Annotated in this window: 14 protein-coding genes; 8 read left to right on the top strand and 6 right to left on the bottom strand. The window is 71.2% G+C overall.

The genetic code is table 11. The features are described 5' to 3' along the window. Nucleotides 1-39 precede the first annotated feature (39 nt). The 4 genes from ACH4DZ_RS19590 to ACH4DZ_RS19575 form a co-directional block, all read right to left on the bottom strand. Nucleotides 40-7,638, bottom strand: coding sequence for a SpvB/TcaC N-terminal domain-containing protein (locus tag ACH4DZ_RS19590; RefSeq protein WP_398288433.1), 7,599 nt, complete (start codon nucleotides 7,636-7,638; stop codon nucleotides 40-42). Nucleotides 7,639-8,123: 485 nt separating this feature from the next. Further along, a complete protein-coding gene (locus ACH4DZ_RS19585; RefSeq protein ID WP_398288432.1) occupies nucleotides 8,124-9,650 on the bottom strand; it encodes a cellulose binding domain-containing protein in 1,527 nt (508 codons plus the stop codon). 243 nt (nucleotides 9,651-9,893) lie between these two features. Next, nucleotides 9,894-11,249: a radical SAM protein gene (locus tag ACH4DZ_RS19580; protein WP_398288431.1), complete on the bottom strand. Its 1,356-nt coding sequence runs from the start codon at nucleotides 11,247-11,249 to the stop codon at nucleotides 9,894-9,896. 134 nt (nucleotides 11,250-11,383) lie between these two features. Next, a complete protein-coding gene (locus ACH4DZ_RS19575; RefSeq protein ID WP_398288430.1) occupies nucleotides 11,384-11,722 on the bottom strand; it encodes an Ig-like domain-containing protein in 339 nt (112 codons plus the stop codon). Between the two features lie 225 nt (nucleotides 11,723-11,947). Here ACH4DZ_RS19575 and ACH4DZ_RS19570 point away from each other — a divergent pair, with 225 nt between their 5' ends. Then, nucleotides 11,948-13,192 (top strand): D-arabinono-1,4-lactone oxidase, encoded by a 1,245-nt coding sequence (locus ACH4DZ_RS19570; RefSeq protein WP_398288429.1) that lies wholly within the window; start codon nucleotides 11,948-11,950, stop codon nucleotides 13,190-13,192. Between the two features lie 73 nt (nucleotides 13,193-13,265). Here the strand turns inward: ACH4DZ_RS19570 and ACH4DZ_RS19565 are convergent, their stop codons facing one another. Further along, the gene (locus ACH4DZ_RS19565) at nucleotides 13,266-14,165 is read right to left on the bottom strand and encodes an alpha/beta fold hydrolase (RefSeq protein WP_398288427.1); all 900 of its coding nucleotides are present in this window, start codon (nucleotides 14,163-14,165) and stop codon (nucleotides 13,266-13,268) included. An 85-nt stretch (nucleotides 14,166-14,250) separates the two neighbouring features. Between ACH4DZ_RS19565 and ACH4DZ_RS19560 the strand changes: the two genes are divergently transcribed. The 6 genes from ACH4DZ_RS19560 to ACH4DZ_RS19535 all read left to right on the top strand — a co-directional run bounded on the left by ACH4DZ_RS19560 (nucleotide 14,251) and on the right by ACH4DZ_RS19535 (nucleotide 22,676). After that, nucleotides 14,251-14,736 (top strand): MarR family winged helix-turn-helix transcriptional regulator, encoded by a 486-nt coding sequence (locus tag ACH4DZ_RS19560; RefSeq protein WP_398288426.1) that lies wholly within the window; start codon nucleotides 14,251-14,253, stop codon nucleotides 14,734-14,736. A gap of 196 nt (nucleotides 14,737-14,932) precedes the next feature. Next, entirely contained in the window at nucleotides 14,933-16,249 is a 1,317-nt protein-coding gene (locus ACH4DZ_RS19555) for an ROK family transcriptional regulator (protein WP_398288425.1), read from the top strand. Nucleotides 16,250-16,588: 339 nt separating this feature from the next. Next, nucleotides 16,589-17,854 (top strand): ABC transporter substrate-binding protein, encoded by a 1,266-nt coding sequence (locus tag ACH4DZ_RS19550; RefSeq protein WP_398288424.1) that lies wholly within the window; start codon nucleotides 16,589-16,591, stop codon nucleotides 17,852-17,854. Nucleotides 17,855-17,874: 20 nt separating this feature from the next. Then, nucleotides 17,875-18,792: a carbohydrate ABC transporter permease gene (locus ACH4DZ_RS19545; RefSeq protein ID WP_398288423.1), complete on the top strand. Its 918-nt coding sequence runs from the start codon at nucleotides 17,875-17,877 to the stop codon at nucleotides 18,790-18,792. Further along, nucleotides 18,789-19,712 carry a carbohydrate ABC transporter permease gene (locus ACH4DZ_RS19540; RefSeq protein ID WP_398288422.1) on the top strand — a complete coding sequence of 308 codons (924 nt, stop codon included), beginning with the start codon at nucleotides 18,789-18,791 and terminating at the stop codon, nucleotides 19,710-19,712. Before ACH4DZ_RS19545 ends, ACH4DZ_RS19540 begins: the two co-directional genes overlap by 4 nt. Nucleotides 19,713-19,724: 12 nt before the next feature. Continuing rightward, on the top strand, nucleotides 19,725-22,676 hold the full coding sequence (locus tag ACH4DZ_RS19535; protein ID WP_398288421.1) for a glycoside hydrolase family 2 TIM barrel-domain containing protein: 2,952 nt from the start codon (nucleotides 19,725-19,727) through the stop codon (nucleotides 22,674-22,676). 42 nt (nucleotides 22,677-22,718) lie between these two features. Here the strand turns inward: ACH4DZ_RS19535 and ACH4DZ_RS19530 are convergent, their stop codons facing one another. Further along, a complete protein-coding gene (locus ACH4DZ_RS19530; protein ID WP_398288420.1) occupies nucleotides 22,719-23,390 on the bottom strand; it encodes a hypothetical protein in 672 nt (223 codons plus the stop codon). A 181-nt stretch (nucleotides 23,391-23,571) separates the two neighbouring features. On the opposite strand from ACH4DZ_RS19530, the gene ACH4DZ_RS19525 reads away from it, so the two are divergent. After that, the gene (locus ACH4DZ_RS19525; protein ID WP_398288419.1) at nucleotides 23,572-24,861 is read left to right on the top strand and encodes a HupE/UreJ family protein; all 1,290 of its coding nucleotides are present in this window, start codon (nucleotides 23,572-23,574) and stop codon (nucleotides 24,859-24,861) included. Nucleotides 24,862-24,905 lie beyond the last annotated feature (44 nt).

The following is a 24,905-nucleotide window of genomic DNA, read 5'->3' as shown; positions in this document are numbered from 1 at the left end:
CTGTGCCAGGACTTCTCTGCTCGGACTTCTCCGCTCGGCTCAGAACCATCGGCTCAGCGCGAAGCCGATGACCCCGACCACCGCCCCGGCGGCGGCCCCCACCACCGTGCTGACGCCCGGGATCGGTACGAGCGTGCCGATGGCCGCGCCCGTCAGGGCCGCTCCGGCGACGGCCCCGCCCAGCGAGAGCTTCTCGCCCGCCCCGGCATCGCGAAGTCCCGACTCGATGACGTTGCCGACGACGGCGCCGCCGATCGCGGGCAGGGTGACGGACCAGGCGAACGTCGTCGGCGCCGCGGAGATCGCGGATGCCACCGCGGGCAGCGAACCCGAGGTGACCCCCAGGGTGCCGATGACGAAGGACTCCATGAACGTGCCGGCGATCGCCGCCTCGGCGAACCCGGGGATCACTGCACTGGCCACCGCGTTGCCCGTGCCGCGCGCGCCGGCCGCGACCCGCCCGCCGCGGGTGGACGCGGCCCCCGTCGACGCGGAGCCGCCGGAGGTACGCGCGGCGATCTTGTCCTGCACTTCGCCGAGCCGCTCCTCCTCGAACTTGTAGCCCAGTTGCGCCAGCGTCGCGCGCTCGGCGGAGCCCTGCGGGATCGGGGAGCCGTGTGCCTGGTTGGCCGCCTTCATCCGCCCCAAACTGGGCATGGCGATGTCCTCGACCTCGTCGATGGGTTTCCCCGAGGCCAGTTGCGCCTTCAGCGCCCGTGTCGCCGCGTTGTCTGCGGGCGTCTTGGTGTCCGACACCGCCTTCGGCGACACCATGGTGGGCGTGGACCCGGACTCCGCGCGGGCCGCGTCCCCGACCAGCTTGTCCTGGGCCCGCGGTGAGACATGCTCCTTGATCGTCTTGATCGTGCTCGCATCACCCGGAGTTCCGTACTGAGGATCGGGCTGGCTCGACCAGCTGGTGACATAGCCGGGCTCGCCCACCCGCGGCAACAGTGGCTTCTTCGTCTGCGGGTCGAGCCACTCGGCGTTGAACACCGGGAAGCGCGTGCCCTTCTTCGTCCGGTCCCAGCCCACGAAGACCGCGGTGCCGGGTGTGTAGGGATGGTCAGGGTTGTCGGGCGGCACGATCTTCTCGAAGTCCGCCCCGGTCACCACCGGCGCCTTGCGGCCCTTGGGTACCGCGACGGTGAAGTCGCTCTTCCGGCCGGCCGGGTTGAGAGCACCCGGCTTCGGTTTGCGTTTCTCCCGCCCGTCCGGGTCCGTGAACATCACCGGGTTGTTGCCGCAGTACCGGTACAGGTTCAGCCCGTCCACGAACCCTCCGGGGTCCGCGCTCGTCCACCGCCCCAGCCACGGCGCGTAGTACCGCGCCCCCACGTGGTACAGGCCCGTCTCCGCGTCCCGTTCCTTGCCCGCGAAGCGGTAGCGCTTCAGGCTCAGGTCGGTGTCGGGACGGCCGCTGCGGTAGGACGTGGTGCCGTACGGGTGGTACTCCTCGTACGAGATCGGGTGGCCGGTGTCGTCCGTCTCCAGGGTGGCGGAGCCCAGGTGGTTGCCGTACTGGTAGCGGACCAGGGGTGTGTCCAGCGGGTTCGCCGGATCGGCGTCCCGGTCGTCGCGGCGCTTGATGTCGATCTGCGCGACCCGGCCCGCGTTGTCGGACAGATGCAGGGTGTGGCGCTCGTAGAAGGGGGCCGCGGTGCCCTGGCGGCGGCGGTGGATCTCCAGCGGGCCCAGGTAGAGGTGCTCGACGATCTCCCCGCCGGGGCGTTCGATCACCTTGCGGGTGCGCTGCCCGTCACCGCCGTAGCGGTAGTACGCCGTTCCGCCGCCGCCCAGGTCCGCCCTGCGCAGCCGGTCGAACGCGTCCCAGACCAGCTCGTCGGGGGACGCGGTACGCAGCCGGGTCATGTTGCCGCGGGCATCGTGGTCGTAGGTGGCGGTGTACGGGCCGGCCTCCGGGTCGCCGGGGCGGCTGGTGGCCAGCAGGCGGTTGGTGCGGTCGGCGGGGTCCGCCTGGTAGGCGTAGCGGTAGCGGCGGGTCCACAGGTCCTGGGCGGCACGGTGCCGCACGGCCGTGAGGTTGCCCAGTACGTCGTACTCGTAGCTCTCGCTGTACGCGCGGACCGCCGCCGCGTCGTTGACGTGCGGGAGCCGGCCCACCGCCTCGACGTCGGCGTCGGTGCGGACGGCGTCGTTGGCGCCGCCCGCGTGCTCGCGGCCGGAGGCCCGCACGAGCTGGTAGAGGGCGTCGTACTCGTAGCGGGTGGCCGGGGTGACGACCTGGTTGGCGAAGAAGTGGGTCTGCTGGGCGTCGTCGCGCACCTGGGTGACGTTGCCGACCGGGTCGTGGGTGTAGTGCAGGTCCTGGAGCGGGGCCGTGGGTGAGCCGGTGAGCAGACCCGTCAGCCGCGTGGTCGCCGGGTCGTAGGTGTAGCGGGTCGTCACGTCGTTGCCGAAGCGGGCGGAGCGGCGACGGCCCAGCGCGTCGTAGTCCTGCTCCTCCAGGAACGTGACCGGGGTGGCCCCGCCGGGAAGGTGCGCCGCGATCGAGGCGGGCAGCCCGGACTCGTCGTACGCGGGGACGAACGCGGTGCCGTCGGGGAGGGTCAGCCGCTCCGGGCGGCCGAGTGCGTCGTGGCTGGAGGTGGCGGTGTAGGGCTCGGCGGTGAGCAGCAGGGGGGCCGCCGCCGTCTGCACCGCCGCGTAGGTGGTGGCGGTCGTCAGCGGGCGCCAGTCCGGGTCGCCCGTGTGGTCGCGGGTGAAGAGGCGTTCCACCTCGGTGGGGATGCCGTGCAGGTCGGCGCGCTGGACACGCGTGCTGCCGTCCGGGTCGAAGGACTGGTGGACGGTGCCGAGGAGGTTGCGCTCGGCGGCCTCGGGGTGCCGGTCGCCGTACACCGTGTACCGGAAGACCGTCTCCGGGCCGTTGCCCGCGCGGACCAGGCCGCTCACCGGCCGGCGGAGTTCGTCGTACTCGGCGCGCAGCACCTGGCCGTGCTCGTCCCAGGTCCGCACCAGTGCGCCGGTGATGTCCGTGAAGGTCCAGCGGCGGCCTCGTTCGGCGCTTTCGGTGAGGACGGGGGTGCCCGCCATCCCCGTGAAGCCGGACGCGACCGCGCGGCCCAGCTGGTCGGAGAGCAGGGAGTGACGCCCCGTCAGGTCTGCCTCGGCGCGGACCGAGGCCGTCGCTCCGCTCTCGTGGCGGGCGGTCGTCAGGACCCCGCGGCCGAGACTGTCGAGGTGGGTCTCGGTGGGGGTGCCCGCGTGCCGGGCGGCGAGCCAGGCGGCCCGGCGCTCGGGGTCGGCCTGCGGTTCGGGCTCGGTGAGTGGGTCGGGGCGGCCCCGCTCCGCGTACCAACGGCTGTCCCTGACCGTGTCGTTGGCGTCGTGGAGGACGCTCGCCCACTGGCCGAAGTCGGTACGGGTGAAGGTGCCGTCGGGCAGGTCGGTGCGGACGAGCCGGCCCACCGGGTCGTAGAAGCGGATCGCGGTGGAGCCGATGGTGCGCATCGCCTCTTCGGCGTCGTAGGCGTGGGTGGGACTGAAGTAGGGCTCGTAACTCTTGACCGGCAGGCCCTTGTTGTTGACGACCGTGCGTCCGCTGCCGATCCAGCGGGGGTCGGCGTGGACCGTGGCGGGGCTGCCGTCGGGGCCGGTGGTGAGCGCTTCGCCGGGGGCGGTACGGGCCTTGGTGAGCGCCGGTGTGCCGCCGCCGTCGAGGTGGACGTACGACTCCCGCAGCGGGGAGGCCGGGTCGCCGTGCCGCTCCTTGGCGAGGACGCGGGTGAAGTTGGGGCGCCCCTGGTCCGCCCAGTGGAAGAGGTCGTACTCCAGGCGGGTGGTCGGGTCGGCGAGGGTGTCGCCCTCACCGGCGTCCTCCTTGCCGAGCAGAGCGGTCTTTACGACCAGGCCCAGCGTGTCGTACTCGACCTCGGCACGGTTGCCGTTGGGATCGGCCAGCCTGAACGGCGCCAGCACCCGGTAGTCGTTGGTCAGTTCGGCGGTGTTCCAGGGGGCCTGGACGACGCGGTGCCGGACCGGCAACAGGTCGTGGGCGTCGAATTCGGTGACCGTCTCCACGCCGAAGGGGCTCCGGGTGCCGACGGCACGGAAGAAGCGGAGGGCGGGGTCACCGGGCGGATGGACCGCCGTGCCGGAGGGGATCCACCAGTCGGTGTCGCCCGCCGGACGCACATAGCCGGCCCCGGTCAGGTCGGCGTCGGTGATCTGCCCCGCGTACCGGTCGGCGACGAACCGCGCCGTGAAGGCCAGTCCGTAGCTCTCGTACGGCAGGGCGCGGGTGTCCCACTGGCCGAGCGGCAGCGGGGCGAGGGCGTCGGACCGGAACAGGTGCCGGGACACTGCCAGTTGGCGCCGCTGGACGCTCGTACCGTCGGCGTCGTCCTCGTAGGCGAGCGGTGTCGCCCGGCCGATGCCCTCGCGCAGTTCCCGCAGGGTGAAGGCGGCGCCGGCCGGCGCGAGGCCGGTGACCTCGAAGTCCCGGCTCTCGAAAGGGACGCCGAGCCGGTGCACGGGTACGGGTACCGAGGTGTCGATGTCCGGGGTGTGGTCGGTCTCGGCGCAGGTGATGTGGGTGCGGCGCTGGTCCCGGGTGACCTCGGCGGGCAGCGCGGGGTCGGCGACCCGGCGGCCGTGGACGATCGACACCGCTCGCAGCACTTCTCCGTGCGGGCCGTGATCGAGGGCGACGGTGTGGGCGACGCGCGGGTCGGAGGGGTCCCGGTCGTAGGTACGGGTCATCGTCGCCCGGCCGTTGACGAGGAAGACCGGGTGCGCCGCGCCGCGCCGGGGCTGGATCCGCTCGACGGCGTAGGCGCTCTCGGTGACCGCGTAGGGGTGTTCCTGGTCCGGGGAACCGTCGAAGCTGTACACCTCGGTACGCAGCGGACGGCCCTGCAACGCCCGTACGCACTCGCGCAGTTCGACCGGATCGAGGCCGTCGGGGAGCTCCGGGGCCGGCAGGTGCCGCTCCCCGAGGTAGAACTCGCCGGTCAGCCGCTCCAGGAGGTCGGGGCCGTCCGGGTGTGCGCCGGTGTGGAACCAGCTGCGGGTGGTGACGGGCGGCTGGAAGAGAGCGGGATCGGTCTCCTGGGCGCCGTCCGTGCGCGCCACCTCGGCGGCGTACCCCTCGTACGCCTCGGTGTCGTGCTGCTCGACCAGGCCGAAGCCGCGGAACTCCCTCTCCACGCCGTCGAAGTAGCCGTGGTGGTAGGAGTAGCGGCTGGTGAAGCGGGTGCGCCGGACATGGTCGAGGTGCTCGCTCCGCTCGACCACGTGGACCGGGAACGGCAGGCGGGTGTGCCAGGGCCGTCCGGCGCGCCGGTCGGCGAGGTAGAAGGCGGTGGAGGAGGCGTAGCGGACCCGGGTCTCGGCGCCCATGTTGTTGTCGGAGCCGGTCAGCAGGTGCGGTTTGGTGCCGCCCATCAGGTCGATGTAGCGCAGTGGGTCGGCGGCGTCGGCGGGCAGCGGCGAGGACCACACCAGACAGGCGGTGCCGTTGCCGAGGAGGTCGGCGACGCGGATCTGCGCGGGGTGCCCGAGGTGCGGCAGGGCGGGCAGCCGGTGGGCGGGGCCCCAGCCGTTGCCGGAGCGGTTGTACCAGAGCCGTACGTCGTCCCGGCCCACGTACAGCAGGTCGGTCGGACCGGAGCCGTCCACGTCGGCCAGCCGCACCCGGCGGGGGTCGAAGCCGTCGGAGGTGTCGAGCAGCGGGGCGTCGCTCATGACGACGGGGGCGCCGAAGTGTCCGTATCCGAGGTTGGGCCAGTAGCGGATCTCGCCGTCGCGGACGCGTACCAGGTCGGTGAGGCCGTCGCCGGACATGTCCGCGAGGAACAGGGTCTGCGTGCCGTCACCGAGCAGGGGGCGCGGGCCTGCCCCGTCCTCGTCGGGATGCGGGGCGCCCCGAGGTGGGCCGAAGCCCCGTACGCCGAGCCCCGGATACCAGACGACACCGGTGTCCTCGCAGGTCAGCAGATCCGCGAGGCCGTCCCCTGTGAGGTCGAGGCGTCGGGTGGACGGGGCGTCGAAGTCGACAGCCGGCGCGGCGGCGAACGGGGTGAAGGGCTCCCAGCCGGTGCCGTCGGCGGTACGGCTGTGGAAGCCGCGCGGCTCACCGTCCAGCCGTACGAGATCGAGCCGCCCGTTCCCGTCGAGGTCGGTCAACTCATGGCCCGAGCGGTGCGGTTGCGGGGACGGCTGGGTGCCGAGGCGGCGCACCGGGCCGAGCCTGCCGTCGCCGAGGTTCGGCTTGTAGTACCAGGCACCGCCCTGCGTACTGAGCACGCCGGACAGCCCTTCGCCGTCCAGGTCCACCCAGTCGTACGCCCGCTCGTCCAGGCCTGCCGGCAGGTTCTGCAGGCTGTCGCCGTCCAGGTGGCGAACCTCGGCGCTGATCTCGGCGTGGGTGTAGGTGAGGGTGAGGGGCGGCAGCGAGCTCCTGGTGTATCCGCCGTCGGCGGACCGCTGGAAGCCGCTGACGGTGACCGATTCGAGGAAGGAACCGCCCGGGTGGCCGTGCCGGGCGTCGCCGGGCACACCCTGGGCGTCGGCGGTGGCCCGGTAGGCGAAGGCGGTGGCGGCGACGAGACAGTCCCGGCCCACCCCTGGCTCGTCGGCGAAGTGATGGAACATCAGTACGCGTTGGCACAGCCGGTAGGTGCGCACCTCGAAGGCCGGACGGTGGGTGGAGAACGGGTCGGCGCGGCACAGCCTGGGCGCGGTGGGTGCCGGCGTGGGGGCGTCGCCCGGATGGTCGCCGTAGTCCAGCACCACCTCGAACATCCAGTCGGCGTCGCGCAGTTGGTCCGGCGTCAGGTCCACCGGCCGGTGGCCGTTCGCGTCGAGCAGGGGGGTGCGGTTGCCGTACCGCACCCGGTGGAGATAGCGGCCCGCACCGCGCGCGGGGCTGTCCGGGGCGCCCCGGCCCCGCTCGTGCGGCGCCGCGGTGTCGACTCCTTCGGCGTCCTCGGCCCGGTAGTCGTACCGTACGGCGTTGCCCCGGTCGTCGCGGGTCTCGCAGAGCAGCCAGCTGAAGATCCGGCGCGGGTCGGCGGGATCGGCGACGCGGGACGCCCCGTCGCGTCCGTAGACGTTCAGGAGGTTGTCGGCCGACAGGGTCCGCCAGTGCACGTCACCGTCGGCGGTGCGCGTCCAGCGCTCCACCCGCGCGAAGTCGCCCTCGACGCGCGGCCGGTAGCGGCGCACGTGGTAGCCGGGGTGCGCGGAGACCGTGCCGCCCTCCCCCGGCGGGACCGGCACGAGGTCGTCACCACCGGTCAGCAGGAAGACATCGGCGTCCTCGGTGCCGATGTCCGCGTGGGTGCCCGGGTCGGCGTCGCGGTAGCGGGGCAGACCGGTGTCCGTGCGGCGGCCGACCGCCGGCAGGGAGAACTGCCAGCCGACCCCGAACGGGCCGTTCCCCGTGCCCGAGTCGTAGGTGAGCGAGAACGCGGGGGTCAGCTCGCGGGCCGCACTGGTGACGATCGGTACGGACAGCCGGCCGGTGCCGTGCACCGGATCGGTGGCGAACTTCTCGCCGATCGCCCGGATCGCTCCGCCGCCCTTCGGCAGCGACCCCGCCGGCACCGCACCGCTGTCGCTCCCGGCACTGCGCCCGGCGTCCGAGGACGCCTCTCTCCTGGACTTGTCCACGAGACCCCCGTTTCGTGGCAGGCACCCGCCGAGGGGCGCCCACTCGCCTGGCAAGCGTCCGGTAGGCGTGTCCCTTCGGTACAGGGAGAATCAGGGCAACCGCCGCCGGGGGGCGTAATGATCCGCCTGTCGCCCGGGACGCGCACAAGTCACCTCGACGTGGGTCAAAGGCGTACTTCGCCGAAAGGCGTCCGGGCCCCACTCGGCCGCCGATCCTCTTGTCCTCTCGCTCCCGAGCTAGCAGAAACGATCCGGCAGCGTGCGTAATCTGTCCGGTTCTGCTCTTGGTACGTTCACGGGCCCAACGGCGTCCCGTGGCCGTCCGCACGGCTGCCGCCCACAACGGGGCGTCTGCACTCGCCGCCGCGCCTTCGCACCTTCCGGGCCGTCTCCCGGAACCGCTCGATCCGGCCGGGAGCGAGTGCCGCCCCCGCGGCCACCGCGATGGTCACGGTGCCCACGGGGGCGGCGAGGGTCTGCTCCGCTCAGTCGGAGTGCGTACAGCTCCGTCCGTTCAACGTGAAGTCGACCGGCGCCGAGTTCCCGCCGCGCCACGACGCGAGGAATCCCACGGCGAGTGAGCCGCCCGCGGCGACGGACTTGTTGTAGTCGGCGGCGCTCGCCGTCACCCGGGAGCCCTTCTGGTCGAAGCCGCCGTCCCACATCTGCGTCATCTCCTGTCCGTCGCGGAAGGTCCAGCCGACGCGCCAGGTGTCGAGGGCGTAGTCGGACTTGACGGTGACCGTGGCCTGGAACCCGTCCGGCCACTCGCTGACCACGTCGTACCTGGCGTGGCAGACGGCGGGCTCACTGGGATTGGCCGCGACGTCGTCCTGCTCGGCGGAGGACGAGGAGTCGCCCTGGGCCTCCTTCTCCGACCCGGACCCCGTACCGGCAGCCGCGTCGGCGCTGGACTTCGGCATCTTCGCGGAGGCCGTGGACGACGTCGATTCGCCCGACGAACCGGAGCCGGACCCGGACGGGAGACCGCCGAACGAGGGCACCTGCTCCCCCACGGGCTGCCGGCCCGCCGACTCCGCGGCGGTCTCGGTGCCGTCGTCCCCCGAGCCGAACGGCACCAGGGTCACGACGAGTGCGAGGAGCGAGACCCCGGCGGCCACGGCCAGCAGCCCGGCGCGCCCGATCCGGGCCCGGCCACCGCTCTCCCCCATCCAGGCGGCGGGTTCGTCCATGTCGTCGGCGGCACCGCGGCTGAGTCCCGACTCGACGGCTCTGCGCCGCCGTTCGAGGTAGGCGAGTCCGCCCCAGCCGATCACCCCGCCCGCGAGTGCGGAGGGCAGGCCGCCCCCGCTGTGCTTCAGACAGGCGGCGGCCTCCGCGCACTCGACGCACCGGGCCAGGTGCCGCGACAGGTCGTCCGGCACGTCGGCGGCGGGCGAGCGGGTGACCGCGTCGAGCAGCCGGGCGTAGCTGCGGCACTCCTCGGAGAGCGGGGTGTCGAGGTGATTGCGGTGGCAGCGGTCGCGGAACACCCCGCGCACCTGTTGCAGTTCCTCGACGACGCCTGCCGGATCGAGGCCGAGCCGGCGGGCCACCGCGGCCGTCGGCATGGCCTCGACCTCGGTCAGCCACAGGAGCGCGGCGTCCGGTTCCTGCATGTCCCGCAGCCCGCGCAGGGCCAGCGGCCGGTGCAGGGGCGGGCCGGAAAAACGTTCGGCGTGCTCGGAGTTGAGCCACAGCCGCAGTTCGGGTACGAGCCGGTCACCGTGGCCCTGGGCCTCCCAGGCGATGGTTGTCTGTCGTACGGCGGTCAGGAGGAGCGGTATGCGGGGCAGCCGGGGCGTACGTGCCCGGCGCCCGAAGCTCTTGCCACCGGTCTCGGCCTCCGCGGCGCGTGCTTCGCGTATGCCGAGGGAGAAGGCCTCGGAGGCCAGGGGACGTGCGTCGGCGGAGCCGCCGGTGCAGAGGTCGGCGTAGGAAAGAACCGCGTCCCAGCACTCCGAGAACAAGGTTGCCTCGGCGGCGTCCTGAGGGGTCGGCAGGTCTGGCATGGGTGGGGGTTTCACCTGCATCCAGATGGGGGTTCAAGTGGGGTCAACTCACCCGTTGAATACGGGAGTTGCAGGGGACGTCTCGCGACCGGGCGAGTTTTTCACGCTTCCCGCACAACTGACAAGCGGCACTGCCACATCCGGTTACCGCGCGTCTCATGCCCCACCAGGCCCGCCGGCCTCGGACGTACGTCCCCGTCGGCACCTCGGCCGTCCTTCGACCCCTGTCGGCCACCCTGCCTCTCAGGCCACCGGCACCCCGTCCGTACCCGCTTCCTTCTCCTCCCCCACCGGCGCGTTCGCCGGGAGGCTGTCCATGAAGGAGCTGACCGAGAACACCGCGTTGCCCGGTCCGGGCGGGCCGTATCCGGGCGGCGAGGCGAGCCCGAAGTCGTCCATCGTCGCCCGGTAGGCCTCCAGCAGCCGGATGTGGTACTCCAGCGGCGCGCCGTTCGGATTGGCCTTGCCGAGCGGGGTCGTCGGCTCGGGGCACCAGGTGGTGAAGCGGGGCGTGATGCCCTGCGACATGAAGAACCGCAGCCCCTCCGTCGTGGACGCGATCGCCTCGTCGACCGTCGTGAACCCGAAGGGCTCGGCCATCTCCACGCCCGCGACGAAGTTGGGGATGACATTGCGGGCGCCGAAGACCTCCGCGGAGTCGAGGATGCGCTTGTGCCACTCGTCCCGGCCGACGTACCGCTCCTTGCCCGGGCAGTACATCTTGAACAGGTACTCGTCCCACACCTCGTAGTTGGGGTGGTAGATCTGCACGCCGTAGTCCTTGAAGCGCTGGACGTCGTCGCGGGGCAGCGCCTGGGCGACGACCTTGCCGATCCAGCGTCCCGGGAAGTGCTCCTCGATGGCCTTGGCGTACATGCCGTAGAAGTCGGCCTCGTCGCGGCCCTGCAGCTTGGAGGTGATCGCGCCGCCGGTCAGCGTGTACGCGGTGGAGACCTTCGCCGTGTCGTACCGGTCGATGATCTCCAGCGCCTCAAGGACCTCGTCGACGTCCTTCACCCCGGTGTACGGGCGGCCCGCCGCTTTCTGCTGGCGCCAGTTGTGGTTGATGTCGCAGTACTGGCACTCCTCCTTGGCGCCGAAGTACTGGCAGACGCGGAAGACCGTCAGGTAGATCAGGTAGCCCCACTGGATCGTCGGGGCCACCTCCATGACGGACTTCCCGTTGGAGAGCTTGTGCCGGTAGTACTCCGGCATCGGCGGCACCCCGACGTCCGAGATCCGCTTCCCGTCGAGGTACAGCCCGAGCATGCCGTCGGGGCTCGCGGCGACCCGGTAGGGCGAGGACGGGTTCACCCGGACGGACACGACGGTCCGCCGCAGGTCGTACGGGCCGCCGGTGAGGATGATCTCCTCGGGCGGCCGGCGCAGGGCGGCCTCGCCCAACTCGGGCAGGGTGCCGTGGTCGAAGGAGAAGATGAAGTACGACTTCGGTTTGACGTCGCCGCCCTCGTTGTCGCTGAGTGCGGAGTCGTCGAAGGCCACACCTCCGCGGAGCAGGTCTTCCTTGAAGACCGCCTCTCGCGGTACGTGCGGGAACCTTTCCATCAGATCCTCGACCAGCGCGGTTCGGCTGCCCATCCCGTCCTCCTCGCTCCCGGCGGCGTGCTCCCGGCGGCTGTGTTCGACTCCTCACGGTATGCCCCGCCTCCGGAGCGACCGGTGCCGGGGCCCTCCCGGGCCGGTGGGGCGCCCTGGGAGGGACCCGGGCAGCCTCACCCCGTTCCGGCTGCCACACCCACCGCCACCTGCGAGAACTCCGCGTCGCCCGTCGCCGCGAAGCCCGCGTGGAGCGCGTAGGGGAAGGAGGTGAAGAGGGTGGCGGCGGTCACCCAGGCCGTGCCGTCCGGTGACACCTGGCCGTGTACGAGGTGCGTGCCGGCGTCGCGGAGCATCAGTCCGGTGAGCGGCCCGTGCGCCGCGGTGATGCGGGCCGTGAGGGTGAAGCTGCCGGCCGGCGGCCGGCTCACGTGGTGGAGCTGGTCCTCGATGTCACGCGCGGACACCCGGTAGTCGTCGCCCTCGCCGAGTCCGTCGCCCCGCGTGCCGAGCACCCGCCCGCCCCTGATTGAGGGGCGCGGGGAACTGCGCGGGTGACCCCCACCGGCCCGCAGCCGACGAACGGCGGGGGCCGGGGCGCAGCCCCGCTCTCCAGGGGCGCGGGGAACTGCGCGAACGGCTCCACCGGCCCGCAGGCAACACACAGACCAGGGCGAGGTAGGTTCCAGGCAGTGGCCGTCCTGCCGGCCGGCCATGGAGACTTCCGGGGAGGACGAGGGATGGCCGAGGCCCTGAGGAACTGGGCGGGAAACATCACGTACTCCGCCAAGGAGCTGCGGCGCCCCCACTCGGTGGACGCGCTCCGATCCCTGATCGCCCGCAGCGCCCACGCACGAGTGCTCGGCAGCGGACACTCCTTCAACCTGATCGCCGACCCGGGCGACGAGGGCATCCTCCTCTCCCTCACCGCACTCCCACCGTCGATCGACGTGGACACGGCGACCCGTACGGTCCGGGTGGCCGGCGGCGTCCGGTACGCGGAACTCGCGCGGACCGTCCACGCACACGGCCTCGCCCTGCCCAACATGGCCTCCCTGCCCCACATCTCCGTGGCGGGCTCGGTGGCCACCGGCACCCACGGTTCGGGCAACGCGAACGGCTCGCTGGCCTCCCCCGTACGGGAGGTCGAGCTGGTCCTCGCCGACGGATCGACCCTGGCCGTCGGCCGCGACGACGCCCGTTTCGACGGCGCCGTGACCTCGCTGGGCGCCCTCGGTGTCGTCACCGCGCTCACCCTCGACCTGGAACCGGACTTCGAGGTCGCCCAGCACGTCTTCGGTCCACTGCCACTCGCCGGGCTGGACTTCGAGACGGTGTCGGCGTCGGCGTACAGCGTGAGTCTGTTCACCGACTGGCAGCGGTCGGGGTTCGTGCAGGCGTGGGTCAAGCGGCGGACCGATGTGCCGTGGGACGGCTTCCCGTGGGCCGAGCCCGCCGCCGAGGCGATGCATCCGGTGCCGGGGATGCCCGCCGTGAACTGCACGCAGCAGTTCGGCGTGCCCGGGCCCTGGCACGAGCGGCTGCCGCACTTCCGGCCCGAGTTCACCCCGAGCAGCGGGGCCGAGCTGCAGTCGGAGTACCTGCTCCCGCGTGCGTACGCCGTCGACGCCCTGCACGCCGTCGACGCGATCCGCGCGACGGTCGCGCCGGTGCTGCAGATCTGCGAGGTGCGCACGGTCGCCGCCGACAGTCAGTGGCTGAGTCCGGCGTACGGGCGGGACACCGTGGCGTTCCACTTCACCTGGGTCGAGGACACCGCGGCGGTGCTGCCCGTGGTGCGGCGGCTGGAGGAGGCCCTCGCGCCCTTCGACGCGCGGCCGCACTGGGGGAAGGTGTTCACGGCGGAGGCCTCGGACCTGCGTGAGCGCTATCCGCGGATGGCCGACTTCACCGCCCTGGTCGCGGACCTCGACCCGACGGGAACGTTCCGGAACGCGTTCGTGGGTTCGCTCCTCGGGCCGTGAGCGGCGTCGTCGGCCACGGGAGGCCGCCCACCGCGCAGGCCACCGCACGGGCGGTGCGGCCTCCGAGACAGATCTATTCGCGCCGCCCGTCCACGCGTGCGGTGAACTCCAGCATCGTCGCCGCGAGCGCTTCCGGAGCCTCCTGTGCGACGAGGTGGCCGACTCCCTCAAGGTGTACCGCGGTGATCTCACCGGCGGCCACCTGACGGAAGGTGTTCCCGGTGAGGGGATGGCCGGCGCCTTCGACGGTGAGCACCGGGACAGCGAGTGGACGCGACTCGGCCAGGGCTCTGGTCGCGCCTGCGTCCGAGAAGAGGGACCGGTACAGGCCCGCCGTGCCCAGCCAGGCGTTCGGGCGCGCATAGGTGCGTACGAACTCGTCGACGTCGTCCTCGGTGACGGCGCCCTCCGTCCCGTTCATCAGCGGGTAGGCCCAGTCGGCCAGGAGCGCGCGCTCGTGGCCCGGCAGGAGCATCGCGGGGACACCCGGAGCGCCGAGGAACCCGACGTGCCAGGAACCGGAGGTGTTCACGTCGGCGAGGGCTTCGAGTCCGTACCCCGCCAGGGTCGTCTCGATTCCGGTGAAGCTGAGGACGTCCTCGGGGTGCGTCGCCGCGAAGCGGAAGCCGGTGCCGCCGCTGATGTCCTGGCACACGAGGTGGACGGGGCCCGCGCCGATGTGCTCGACGAGATGGCGCAGGTCCTCGGCTGCGACCGCCTCGCCGTACGCGGCGTCCTCGGCGTTGCCGGAGTCCCCGAATCCGCGGAGGTCGAGGGCGATGACGCGGTGGGAGCGCGCGAGCGGCGGTATCAGTTTGCGGAACGCCCACCAGGTCTCCGGCCAGCCGTGCACCAGGAGGATCGGAGAGCCGGTGGTGCCTGCGGAGACGTAGTGCAGTCGCGTGCCGTTGACGTCCGCGAGGTGGTGGGTGACGCCGGGCAGGGTCGCGCCCATGGGCATGGTCGTGGTCACGAGGGACTCCTAGATGGACAACCTTGTTGTCCAATACGGTAGACAACCAAGTTGTCGATGTCAACGGTGGCCGTATGCTGGCGACATGTCCAGATCAGGCGCCGACCTCGCGCTGCTCCTGCTCGCCGGTTTCCGCACCCTGGCGGATCGGGCCACCGCCGAACTCGCCCGACGCGGGTACGAGGACGTCCGGCCGGTGCACGACTTCGCCCTCCACTCGATCCTGTCCGGCGCGGACAACGCCTCCGAACTCGCCCGCAGGATGTCTGTCACGAAGCAGGCGGCGGCCAAGACGATCGCGGTCCTGGAGGAGCGCGCGTACGTCGTGCGCGAACCCGACGCGACCGACCGTCGGCTGATGCGACTTCGCGTCACCGAGCACGGGCTCTCCCTGCTGCGGGAGGGCGAGGCGATCTTCGACGAGATGCGCGAGCAGTGGGAGGAGCGGGTGAGCGGCGTGGCGGGGGCCGCCTCGCTCACGGCGGTCGAGGAGACGCTTCGCGTGCTGGTCGGGGACCACGCGATCCGCCTGGATTCACCGGGCTGGATCGCGCGCGACCTGAACACGTAGGACCTTCCACGAAACCGATGGCGCCTCCCCCTCGCGAGGTCGTGCGGCTCGCGAGGGACTTTGTAAAGCCCCTTTCCTAAGGGGTTGTCGAAAGGCCGCGGCGGTCATAGCCTTGCGCGGCGCCGGGGCCGTCGGGTTCCGGCACGGGCCGGCCGTTCGCCGACCGCGGGTGGAGGGATCGAGGGGGCACGTTCAGGTGAAGCGCACATCACGCGACATCCGCACCGCGAACCGTTACGGGGTGCTGCGCCAGATCATCGCCCACGCACCCACGTCCCGGCAGGAGCTGGCCGCCGCGACCGGACTGAGTATCGCCACGGTCGCCACGCTCGTCGGTGAGCTGCTCGATCTCGGGATGCTCACCGAGGTCGGCTTCGAGGACTCCGCGGGTGGCCGCCCGCGGGGCCTCGTCGCCGTCAACGCGTCCGGGGGTGCGCTGATCGGCGTCGACATCGCGGAGACGTACGTGCGGGTCGAGCTGTTCGACCTCGCGCTGGACGTGCTGGCCCGCGCCGACGAGGACATGCGCCCCGGTGAGATCCGCCCGGAGCAGGTCGTCGGACATGTCGCCTCGGCCGTGGGCTCGGTGGTCGCGCAGGCCGGTATCGAGGGCGCGCGCGTCCTCGGGGTCGGCGTCAGCGTGCCGGGGCAGGTGGACCGCGAGGCCGGTGTCTCGGAGTACGCGCCGAACTGGGACTGGCACGACGTGCCACTGCTCGACCTGCTCGCCGAGCACATCGCGTACCCCCTCTATCTGGACAATCCGCTGCGCGCCTGCGCGATCGCCGAGCTGTGGTTCGGGGCCGCGCGCGGGCGCGGGGACGCCGTGATCGTGAACCTCGGTACGGGCGTCGGCGCCGGGCTCGTCCTGGGCGGCGGGCTGCACCGCGGTGTCAGCAACAGCGCGGGCGAGTGGGGTCACACCACCCTCGTACTGGACGGGCGGCTGTGCCACTGCGGCAACCACGGATGTGTGGAGACGTACGTCGGGGCGCCCGGCATCATGCTGAACCTGCGGGAGTCGAGTCCCGACAGCGCGCTGCTGCACCCCGAGGACCAGACGGCCACGATCGACGCGCTCGCCCGTGCGGTCGCGGAGCGGGACCCGGTGGCCGTCGAGGTGGTCCGGGACACCGCGCGCTATCTCGGCGCCGCCATCGCCGACCTGGTGAACCTCCTCAACCCCGAGGTGGTCGTGCTCAGCAGCTGGGTCGCGGCCACGCTCGGCGAGCCGCTGCTGCGGGACGTGCGCGAGGCCGTGGCCCGGCGGGCGCTGAAACGGCCGCTGGCCGGCACCGAGATCGTCCTCTCCCCCATTCCCACGGACCCGGTCTGCCTGGGCGCGGCGACGTTCGCACTCGAAGGAACCCTCAACTCGGCGGGCGCCAAACCCGCGAAGCCCACGAAGCCCACGGCCTCGAAGACCCCGAAGGCTCCGAAGGCCGGGGACGGCAAGGTCGCCGCCGCGCGTCGCACCGCCCCCGCGAGGAGCCGTACCGCACCGCCCGTGTGACGGCCGCCCTCGCGACGGCCCTCCCATGACACCTGCCGCCGCGCCGGCCGCCCACCCATCAGCGCCTTCGTGACGGTGTCCCCACACGTCCAGCGCCTTCGCAGCGACGATGTGCATCTGCAACGGCGGTGCGAAATCGGTCCGGTCCGGACACCGGGGACCACCGGGCCAGGGTCATTGATGCATGGCCCGCACACCTTTGCGTCCGGCATTCCGGACGCCTCGCAACGCTTCGAACAGGCTTCGTCCAACCCCTTGCCGAAGCATTAGCCGAAGGTTAACGTCCCGCACCGCACAGCGATTTCGAGCCGCAGCCGTACACGAGACAAGGACGTCACCATGTCGGCACCGAGCAGCAGCAACTGGGATCGTCGTTCCGTACTGCGGGCCACCGCGGGCCTCGCCGCCCTGGGCCCGCTGGCCGCCTGTGGCGGCAACACCGGCCGTGAGGGCGGCGGCAGTTCGGGCAAGAGCCTCGTGCAGTACTTCCACGCGTACGGCGAGGCCGGTACGCAGGAGGCCATCAAGCGCTACGCCAAGGCCTACGACGAGGCCCGGGTGACCACCCAGTGGATCACCGGCACCAACTTCGAGAGCAAGCTGTTCTCGTCGCTGCTCACCGACAACGCCCCGGACGTCTTCGAGTTCCATCCCCAGCTCCAGCTGATCAAGAGCGGTCAGGTGGCGCCGCTGGACGACATCCTCGGACCGGTCAAGGACGACTTCAATCCGGCGGACATCAAGTCCCACACCGTCGACGGCAAGGTCTACGGCGTCCGGATGATCGACGACCCGCAGTTCTTCTTCTACCGCAAGTCGCTGCTGGACAAGGCGGGCCTCGGGGTGCCGCAGACCCTCGAAGAGCTGGCCGAGGCCGCCGCCGAGCTCACCACCGACAAGGTCAAGGGCCTGTTCATCGGCAACAACATGGTGTCGACGAACTACGCCCTGGTCTGGGCGGCCGGCGCCGACCAGCTGAACGACAGAAACGAGATCGCCTACCACACCGACGACGTGGCCACGGCGCTGAAGGTGTACCGCAAGATGTTCACCAGCGGCCATCTGCTCCTGGACGCCCCCGCCGACTACTGGGACCCCTCGGCCCTGGTCCAGGGACTCACCGCGATGCAGTGGTGCGGCATGTGGGCCATGCCCGTGATGCAGAAGGCCCTCGGCGACGACCTCGGCATCTTCCCCTTCCCCTCGGCGGCGTCCGGCGCCAAACCCGCTGTCTACAACGGCGGTTGGTCGATGTTCGTCAACGCCAAGGGCAAGAACGTGGACCTGGCCAAGGAGTACGTGAAGTGGCTCTGGATCGACCAGAAGAAGTACCAGGAGGACTGGGCGCTCAGCTACGGCTTCCACATACCGCCGCGTACCTCGCTCGCCGAGTCCGCCACCAAGCTCAAGTCGGGTCTGCCCGCCGAGGGCGTCAAGCTCTTCACCGACTACGGGCGCTTCGACAACATCTCCTGGACCCAGGCGATGATCACGGCCCTGGAGGAAGTGATCGCCAACTCGGTCCGCAAGGGCATGGACCCGGAGAAGGCCCTCGACGCGGCGGACGTGAAGGTCGACCGCGAACTCAAGAAGCTGTTCGGATAGGCCGGCGGACAGACAGCGTCATGTCGACCACGCCGACCACGCGAAAGGGCGTGCGGGGCAGCACGCTCAGCTTCTGGATCTTCACGGGGCCGTTCCTCATCGGCCTGGTGATCTTCGTCTACATCCCCATCGGATGGAGCGCCTGGCTCAGCTTCTTCGAGGCGCGCTACACGGTCACCCCCGACAAGTTCGTCGGCTTCGACAACTACGAACTGATGCTGACGAACGGCGACTTCACCGGTTCGCTCGTCACCTTCACCGTCTTCGCCGCGATCATCGTGCCGGTCACCTGGGCCCTGTCGCTGGGCCTGGCGCTGATGGTGCACCGGCTGCGCTTCATGAAGGCGTTCTTCCGGTCGGTCTTCTTCCTGCCGACGGCCTGCAGTTTCGTCGCCGCCTCGCTGATCTGGAAGATGTCCCTCTTCAGCGGGGTCCGCTTCGGCATGATGAACACGGTCCTCGGCTGGTTCGGGGTCGAGAACATCGCCTGGCTGGCCGACCCCGACCCACCCTGGTACTGGCTGGTCATCGTGAGTGTCCGCCTGTGGCTCCAGGCCGGCTTCTACATGATCCTGTTCCTGGCGGCCCTGCAGAACATCCCGCCCGAGCTGTACGAGGCCGCCGCGATCGACGGCGCCAGGCCCGGCTGGCAGACCTTCCGCCACATCACCCTGCCCCAGCTGCGGGCCACCTCGACGGCCGTGATCCTGCTGCTGCTCGTGGCCGCGTACCAGGCGTTCGACGAATTCTTCAATCTGCTCTCCAAGACGACCTGGGGCCGCCCGCCGCTCGTCGAGTTGTACTACACGGCGCTGGGCGACGACCAGGACTACGGCGCGGGCAGCGCGGGCGCGGTCATCCTGACCCTGCTGATCTGCGTGGTGACCCTGCTCCAGGGCAGGTTCCTGGGCTTCGGAAAGGGGGAGGACTCCAGATGACGACCGTCGTTCCGGCCCGTAGGGCCGATGCCGAGCCACCCGACCGGCCCGAGCCGTCCAAACGCTCCGAGCGGCCCGGGCGCAGGCGCGACCGGCGTGGTGTGCTCGGCTCCGCCGGCCTCTACTTCGCCACCGCCGTCTGCGCCCTGCTCTTCCTCGTCCCCTTCTACCTCATCGTCCGCAACGCCCTGTCCACGGACGCCGAGATCACCGGCGAGAACTGGCAGTGGTTCCCCACCACCGTCCGGTGGGGCAATGTCACCGAGCTGTTCGACGACCCGACGGTCCCGTTCGGCCGGTCCCTGTGGAACTCGACGGTCGTCGGCGTCCTGCACACCGTGGGCACCCTGCTGGTCTGCTCGCTCGCGGGCTACGGCCTCGCCCGGATCCCGTACCGGCACGCGAACAAGATCTTCTACGCGGTCCTGGTGACCCTGATGGTGCCGGCCGCCGTCACCTTCGTACCGAGCTTCGTGCTCGTTTCGTCGCTCGGCTGGGTGTCGAGTATGCAAGGTCTCATCGTTCCGGGGCTCTTCAGTGGTTTCACCTGCTTCCTGTTCCGGCAGTACTTCCTGGGGTTCCCCAAAGAACTGGAGGAGGCGGCGCGCGTGGACGGGCTCGGGTACTGGGGTGCGTACTGGCGCATCGTCGTGCCCAACTCGCTGAACTTCTTCGCCGCGATCGCGACCATCACCTTCATCAGCGGCTGGAACGCCTTCCTGTGGCCACTGGTCATCGGCCAGGACCAGGAGGCGTGGACCGTGCAGGTCGCGCTCTCCTCGTACATGACGAATCAGACCGTCAACTTCCATCTGATCTTCATGGCCACCGCAGTGTCCATCCTGCCCCTGGTGCTCGTGTTCCTGTTCCTCCAGCGCTGGCTGGTGCAGGGGGTCGCGCAGACCGGCATCAAGGGCTGACCTAGGAGAACGATGTCTGTCCGCACCACCTCGTCCACGTCCCCCGAGTTCCTGTACGTCGAGGACGTCTCGCCCGGGAGGGGCGCGCTGCCGCCCCGGGCGTGGTACGCGTCCTCCGACGCCGCCTCCCTTTCACTGAACGGCAGTTGGCGTTTCCGCCTGTCCGCGACAGCCGACGCCGAGGACGACTCCTTCGCCGGGCCGGGGTACCACTCCGGGGACTGGGCGGAGGTGGCCGTACCCGGGCACTGGGTCCTCCAGGGCGAGGGCGAGGACGGCAGGCCGTTCGGTGCGCCGATCTACACCAACCACCTCTACCCCTTCCCGGTGGATCCGCCGCGGGTGCCGACCGAGAACCCGACCGGTGACCATCTGCGGTACTTCGACCTGCCGGACGACTGGCCCGATGTCCCGGACGCGAAGGGGGCCGCCGGGGGCGCGGTCCTGCGCTTCGACGGGGTCGAGTCGTGCGCCCGGGTGTGGCTGAACGGCACGGACATCGGGGAGTTCAAGGGGTCCCGGCTGCCGCACGAGTTCGCGGTCGGGCACCTGCTGAAGCCCGCCGGGAACGTGCTCGCCGTCCGGGTCCACCAGTGGTCGGCGGGCTCGTACCTGGAGGACCAGGACCAGTGGTGGCTGCCCGGCATCTTCCGGGACGTCACCCTGCTCCACCGGCCGGCAAACAGCGCGCTCGACTTCTTCGTGCACTCCTCCTACGACCATCGCGAGGGCACCGGAACCCTGCGCGTGGACTCCGACGTCGACGGCCGGATCGTCGTGCCGGACCTGGACATCGATGTCGAGACCGGACAGGCCATCACCGTGCCGGTACGCCCGTGGACGGCGGAGACACCGCACCTCTACGACGCCACGCTGGTCACGCCCGGGGAGCGGGTCCCGCTGCGGATCGGTTTCCGTACGGTCGCGCTGGAGGACGGCCTGATCAAGGTCAACGGCCGGGCCCTCCTCTTCCGGGGCGTCAACCGGCACGAGTGGCACCCCGAGCACGGCCGCGCCCTGGACCTGGAGACCATGCGCGAGGACGTGCTGCTGATGAAGCGGCACAACCTCAACGCCGTACGGACCTCGCACTACCCGCCCCACCCGGCCTTCCTCGACCTGTGCGACGAGTACGGGCTGTGGGTCATCGACGAGTGCGACCTGGAGACCCACGGTTTCACGGAGCAGGCCTGGCGCGACAACCCGGTGGACGACGACCGCTGGACCCCGGCGCTCCTGGACCGGGCGGCCCGCATGGTCGAGCGCGACAAGAACCACCCCTCGATCGTCATCTGGTCGCTGGGCAACGAGGCCGGCACCGGCCGCGGCCTCACCGCCATGGCCGAGTGGATCCGCGGCCGGGACGGATCACGGCTCATCCATTACGAGGGCGACTGGAACTGCCGTGACACGGACGTGTATTCACGGATGTACGCGGACCACGCGGAGGTCGACCGGATCGGCAGAGGCCTGGACGGTGGTCCTGCCAAGCGCCGCCAACTCCCCTTCATCCAGTGCGAGTACGCGCACGCCATGGGCAACGGACCGGGCGGACTGGCCGACTACCAGCGGCTCTTCGAGACGCACGACCGCATCCAGGGCGGCTTCGTCTGGGAGTGGATCGATCACGGCGTCAAGGACGAGCGGTACGGCTTCGCGTACGGCGGTGACTTCGGCGAGGAACTGCACGACGGGAACTTCGTCTGCGACGGGCTGGTCTTCCCGGACCGCACGCCCTCCCCCGGACTCCTGGAGTACAAGAAGGTCGTCGAGCCGGTCCGCATGGAGGGGGACGGCGTCGACGGCGTGGTCCGGATCGCCAACCGGTACGACTTCGCGGACCTGTCGGCGCTGGCCTTCGAGTGGTCGTACGAGGTCGACGGCGAGACGGTGGGGACAGGCACCCTGGCCGTCCCCGCGCTCGCGCCGGGCGACTCCGCCGACGTGAAGCTGCCCGAGCCCCCGGTGGACGTGCGCGAGACGGAGACCAGGTGGACGGTCCGGGCGGTGCTCGCCGGGGACACGCCCTGGGGACCGAAGGGGCACGTGGTGGCGTGGGTCCAACTGCAGTGTGCGCCAAGGCAGTTGACCGGTGTCACGGCCCGCCGTCGCCCCGTCCCCGACGGTCGGGGAGCCATCACGCTCGGACCGGCCGTCTTCACCGCCCGCACGGGTGAGTTGGCGACCCTCGGGGGGACCGACGTCACCGGCCTGAAGCTGGACGTGTGGCGGGCCCCGACCGACAACGACTTCGGCGCGGCCTGGCAGCCGGACATCCGCTACGGCGTGCTGTGGCGCAAGCTCGGCCTGCACCGGATGCGACACCGCCTGGACGCGGTGGAGTTGTCCGAGGACGCCCTGACGGTACGGACCCGGGTGGCGCCGGCCGCCACGGACCTGGCCCTGCGCACGGTCTACCGGTGGACCTCCGACGGAACGAGGCTGAAGCTGGCCGTGTCGGTGACACCGGAGGGCGACTGGCAGGTGCCGCTGCCGCGGCTCGGCGTCCGCCTCGGGCTGTTCGCCGGTGACCGGGTGCGGTGGCACGGCGGCGGCCCCGGCGAGGCGTACCCGGACACCGGTACGGCCGCGATGCTGGGCCGGTGGGAGTCCACGGTGGACGACCTGCAGACGCCGTACGTCAGGCCGCAGGAGAACGGCGCGCGCGCCGACGTCCGCTGGGCGGAGATCGGCCGGGGGCCGGACTCCCCGGCTCTGCGCGTCGAGGGCGGGGATACGTTCTGGTTCACGGCCCGGCGCTGGACGAGCGAGCAGCTGGACGCGGCGGACCATCTGACCGACCTGACACCCGGCGACACGGTGTGGGTCAACCTCGACCACGGCCAACAGGGCATCGGCTCCCAGTCCTGCGGGCCGGGCACGCTGCCGCGGTATCAACTGAGCGTGCGGCCGACCGAGTTCTCGTTCGTGTTCACGGCGCCGGAGGCAGGGGGCGGGGCCTAGCGGGAACAGGGGGCGGGCCCTGGCGGGAACAGGGGGCGCGTCCTAGAAGTCGTCCACCCACACCACGATCCCCGTCCAGCCCGAGAGGACCGCGGCCGTGCCCGCGCGGACCGCCGCCGCGCAGCGGGCCGCGGTGAACGACTCGGGGTCGTAGGTCGAGGACATGCCGAGCCCCTCGCCGCGGAACGACGCTCCGGACCAGTCGACCGCGGTCACGTTGTGGGTGGGCTCGGCCAGTTCCGCGCCCACCACCAGGAACTGCTGGGAGAGATGGTTCGGGGTGACCGTCGCCAGCGCGTCGATCAGCCCGTTGCCCGCACTCACGACGAGGTCGGGACCCATGTCGATCGCCCTGTCGACGGCGGGGACCAGGTCGGCGGCCTCGGTCACGGCCTCCGTGCGCAGGTCCACCTGCTCGTGGTCGGCCCATTCCCGTACCGCGGTCACGAGCCTCTTGGTGGGCCGGTCGTCGCCCGCTGTCAGCAGGACCACCCGGTAACCCCCGGAGGGCCGGACCGCCGACCATGAACCGGGCCGCGGGGTGACGGTCGCCTCCGGCGCGGGCGAGGCGGCCGGGTCGACGAATCCCGCGCCCAGCGCCCCGACGGCGGAGGGCCGCGGATGCGGCTGCGACCAGTCGTCGCCGCCGCATGCGGTGGTGGCGAGGGCGACGGCCAAGGCCAGTACAGCGGCGGTCAGGAGCGGGCGGCGCAAGACGATCGTCCTCCGTGACAGGGCGTGACAGGGGCGGGTACGCCGACATCCTGCGCCCCCTCCCACCTGCATCTCCATCCGCTCGGCCTTGATCGAGCAGGTGTTCCCCCACGGTTCGCCGAACGGCCCCCGCGGATTCATCCCCGACCAGGACGGTGCACGGGCAACCACAAGGAGCCCCATGTCACACCCTGTTCGCCGCCCCCTGGCCGTTCTCGCCGTGGCGGTGTTCCTCATCCTGCTCGGCCTCGCCCGGCCCGCCTCCGCACACGGCTTCACCTCGACCGTGTACGTCCATGTCACCGAAGGCGGAAACGGAGGCGGAGGCACAGACGCAGACGCAGACGCAGACGCAGACAGTGACGGCGCCGGTGACGACCGGCTGCGGACCGAGCTGAAACTGGAGTACGACCTCCTGGTGGTGTCCGCCGCCGACGCCGGGCACGACGACCCCCTCTTCCGCGCCGGGACCGAGGCGTTCGACGCCGGGGACGCCGACGCGCAGGCAGCGGCACTCGACGCCCACCACGCGACGGTCCTCGACTACGTCACCCGGCGCTTCACGGTCACCGCCGGCGAGCGCGCTTGCCGCCCTGAACAGGCAGGCGAGTTCGGCATGGGCCGGGAGGAGGGTGTGCCCTACGCCCTGCTGACGCTCGACTGGACCTGTGCGGAAGCGGGCACCAGCCACGTCACCGTCGACCACGAGATCCGCAGCGGCCTCTTCCCGGACACCGAGGAGTACGTCAAGGGCACCAAGACCATCGCCACGTACGACGTCGGCGGTCGCAGCGGCAGCGCGGCCCTCGACGCCGCCCATCCGTCCTTCTCCCTCGGCCAGTCCTGGACCGAGCGCTTCTGGGAGTTCTTCCGTCTGGGCGCCGAACACCTGCTGACCGGCGTCGACCACATCCTGTTCCTGCTCGCGCTGATCGCCGGATCGCGGCGCCCGCGCGAGATCGTCCTGGCCGCCACCAGTTTCACGCTGGCCCATTCTGTGACGTTCCTGCTCGCCGCCCTGGGCCTGGTGGACGTGCCGGGAAGCATCGTCGAACCCGTCATCGCACTGTCCATCGCCGTCGTCGCGGGCTGGCACCTGTGGCGCATCCGGCAGCGCGGTGTGCACGTCACCGACCTGGCGGTGGTCCCGGACGGCGGCCACTTCGCGCTGGACCGTGCCGGGTGGACACGCCTGGCTGTCGTGTTCTGTTTCGGCCTGGTCCACGGGCTGGGCTTCGCCGGCGCCCTCGGGATCGACGCGGCCTGGTCGTGGACCCTGCTGTGGTCGCTGCTCGTCTTCAACGTCGGTGTCGAGGCCGTGCAGCTGGCCGTCATCGCCGTGGTGTTCCCGCTGTTGCTGCTCCTGCGGCGCCGCTCCCGCCGGGCGGGCCTGTGGGCGACCGGCACGATCGCCGCGGGCGTGGCCGTCATGGGTCTTGTCTGGTTCGTACAGCGCGCGCTCGGGCTGTGACCTGGATGTTCAGCAGACCCCGCGACCACATTTATGCGGGGTTT

It is taken from the genome of Streptomyces sp. NPDC017991 (assembly GCF_044328075.1).
GTDB lineage: Bacteria > Actinomycetota > Actinomycetes > Streptomycetales > Streptomycetaceae > Streptomyces.
This window is presented reverse-complemented; position numbering and strand designations above follow the sequence as displayed.

Excerpts from the sequence above, each read along its gene's own strand:
- ACH4DZ_RS19585 (WP_398288432.1), bottom strand. The coding sequence starts at position 9,650 with ATGCCAGACCTGCCGACCCCTCAGGACGCCGCCGAGGCAACCTTGTTC.
- ACH4DZ_RS19580 (WP_398288431.1), bottom strand. The coding sequence starts at position 11,249 with ATGGGCAGCCGAACCGCGCTGGTCGAGGATCTGATGGAAAGGTTCCCG.
- ACH4DZ_RS19570 (WP_398288429.1), top strand. The coding sequence starts at position 11,948 with ATGGCCGAGGCCCTGAGGAACTGGGCGGGAAACATCACGTACTCCGCC.
- ACH4DZ_RS19560 (WP_398288426.1), top strand. The coding sequence starts at position 14,251 with ATGTCCAGATCAGGCGCCGACCTCGCGCTGCTCCTGCTCGCCGGTTTC.
- ACH4DZ_RS19550 (WP_398288424.1), top strand. The coding sequence starts at position 16,589 with ATGTCGGCACCGAGCAGCAGCAACTGGGATCGTCGTTCCGTACTGCGG.
- ACH4DZ_RS19545 (WP_398288423.1), top strand. The coding sequence starts at position 17,875 with ATGTCGACCACGCCGACCACGCGAAAGGGCGTGCGGGGCAGCACGCTC.
- ACH4DZ_RS19540 (WP_398288422.1), top strand. The coding sequence starts at position 18,789 with ATGACGACCGTCGTTCCGGCCCGTAGGGCCGATGCCGAGCCACCCGAC.
- ACH4DZ_RS19535 (WP_398288421.1), top strand. The coding sequence starts at position 19,725 with ATGTCTGTCCGCACCACCTCGTCCACGTCCCCCGAGTTCCTGTACGTC.
- ACH4DZ_RS19525 (WP_398288419.1), top strand. The coding sequence starts at position 23,572 with ATGTCACACCCTGTTCGCCGCCCCCTGGCCGTTCTCGCCGTGGCGGTG.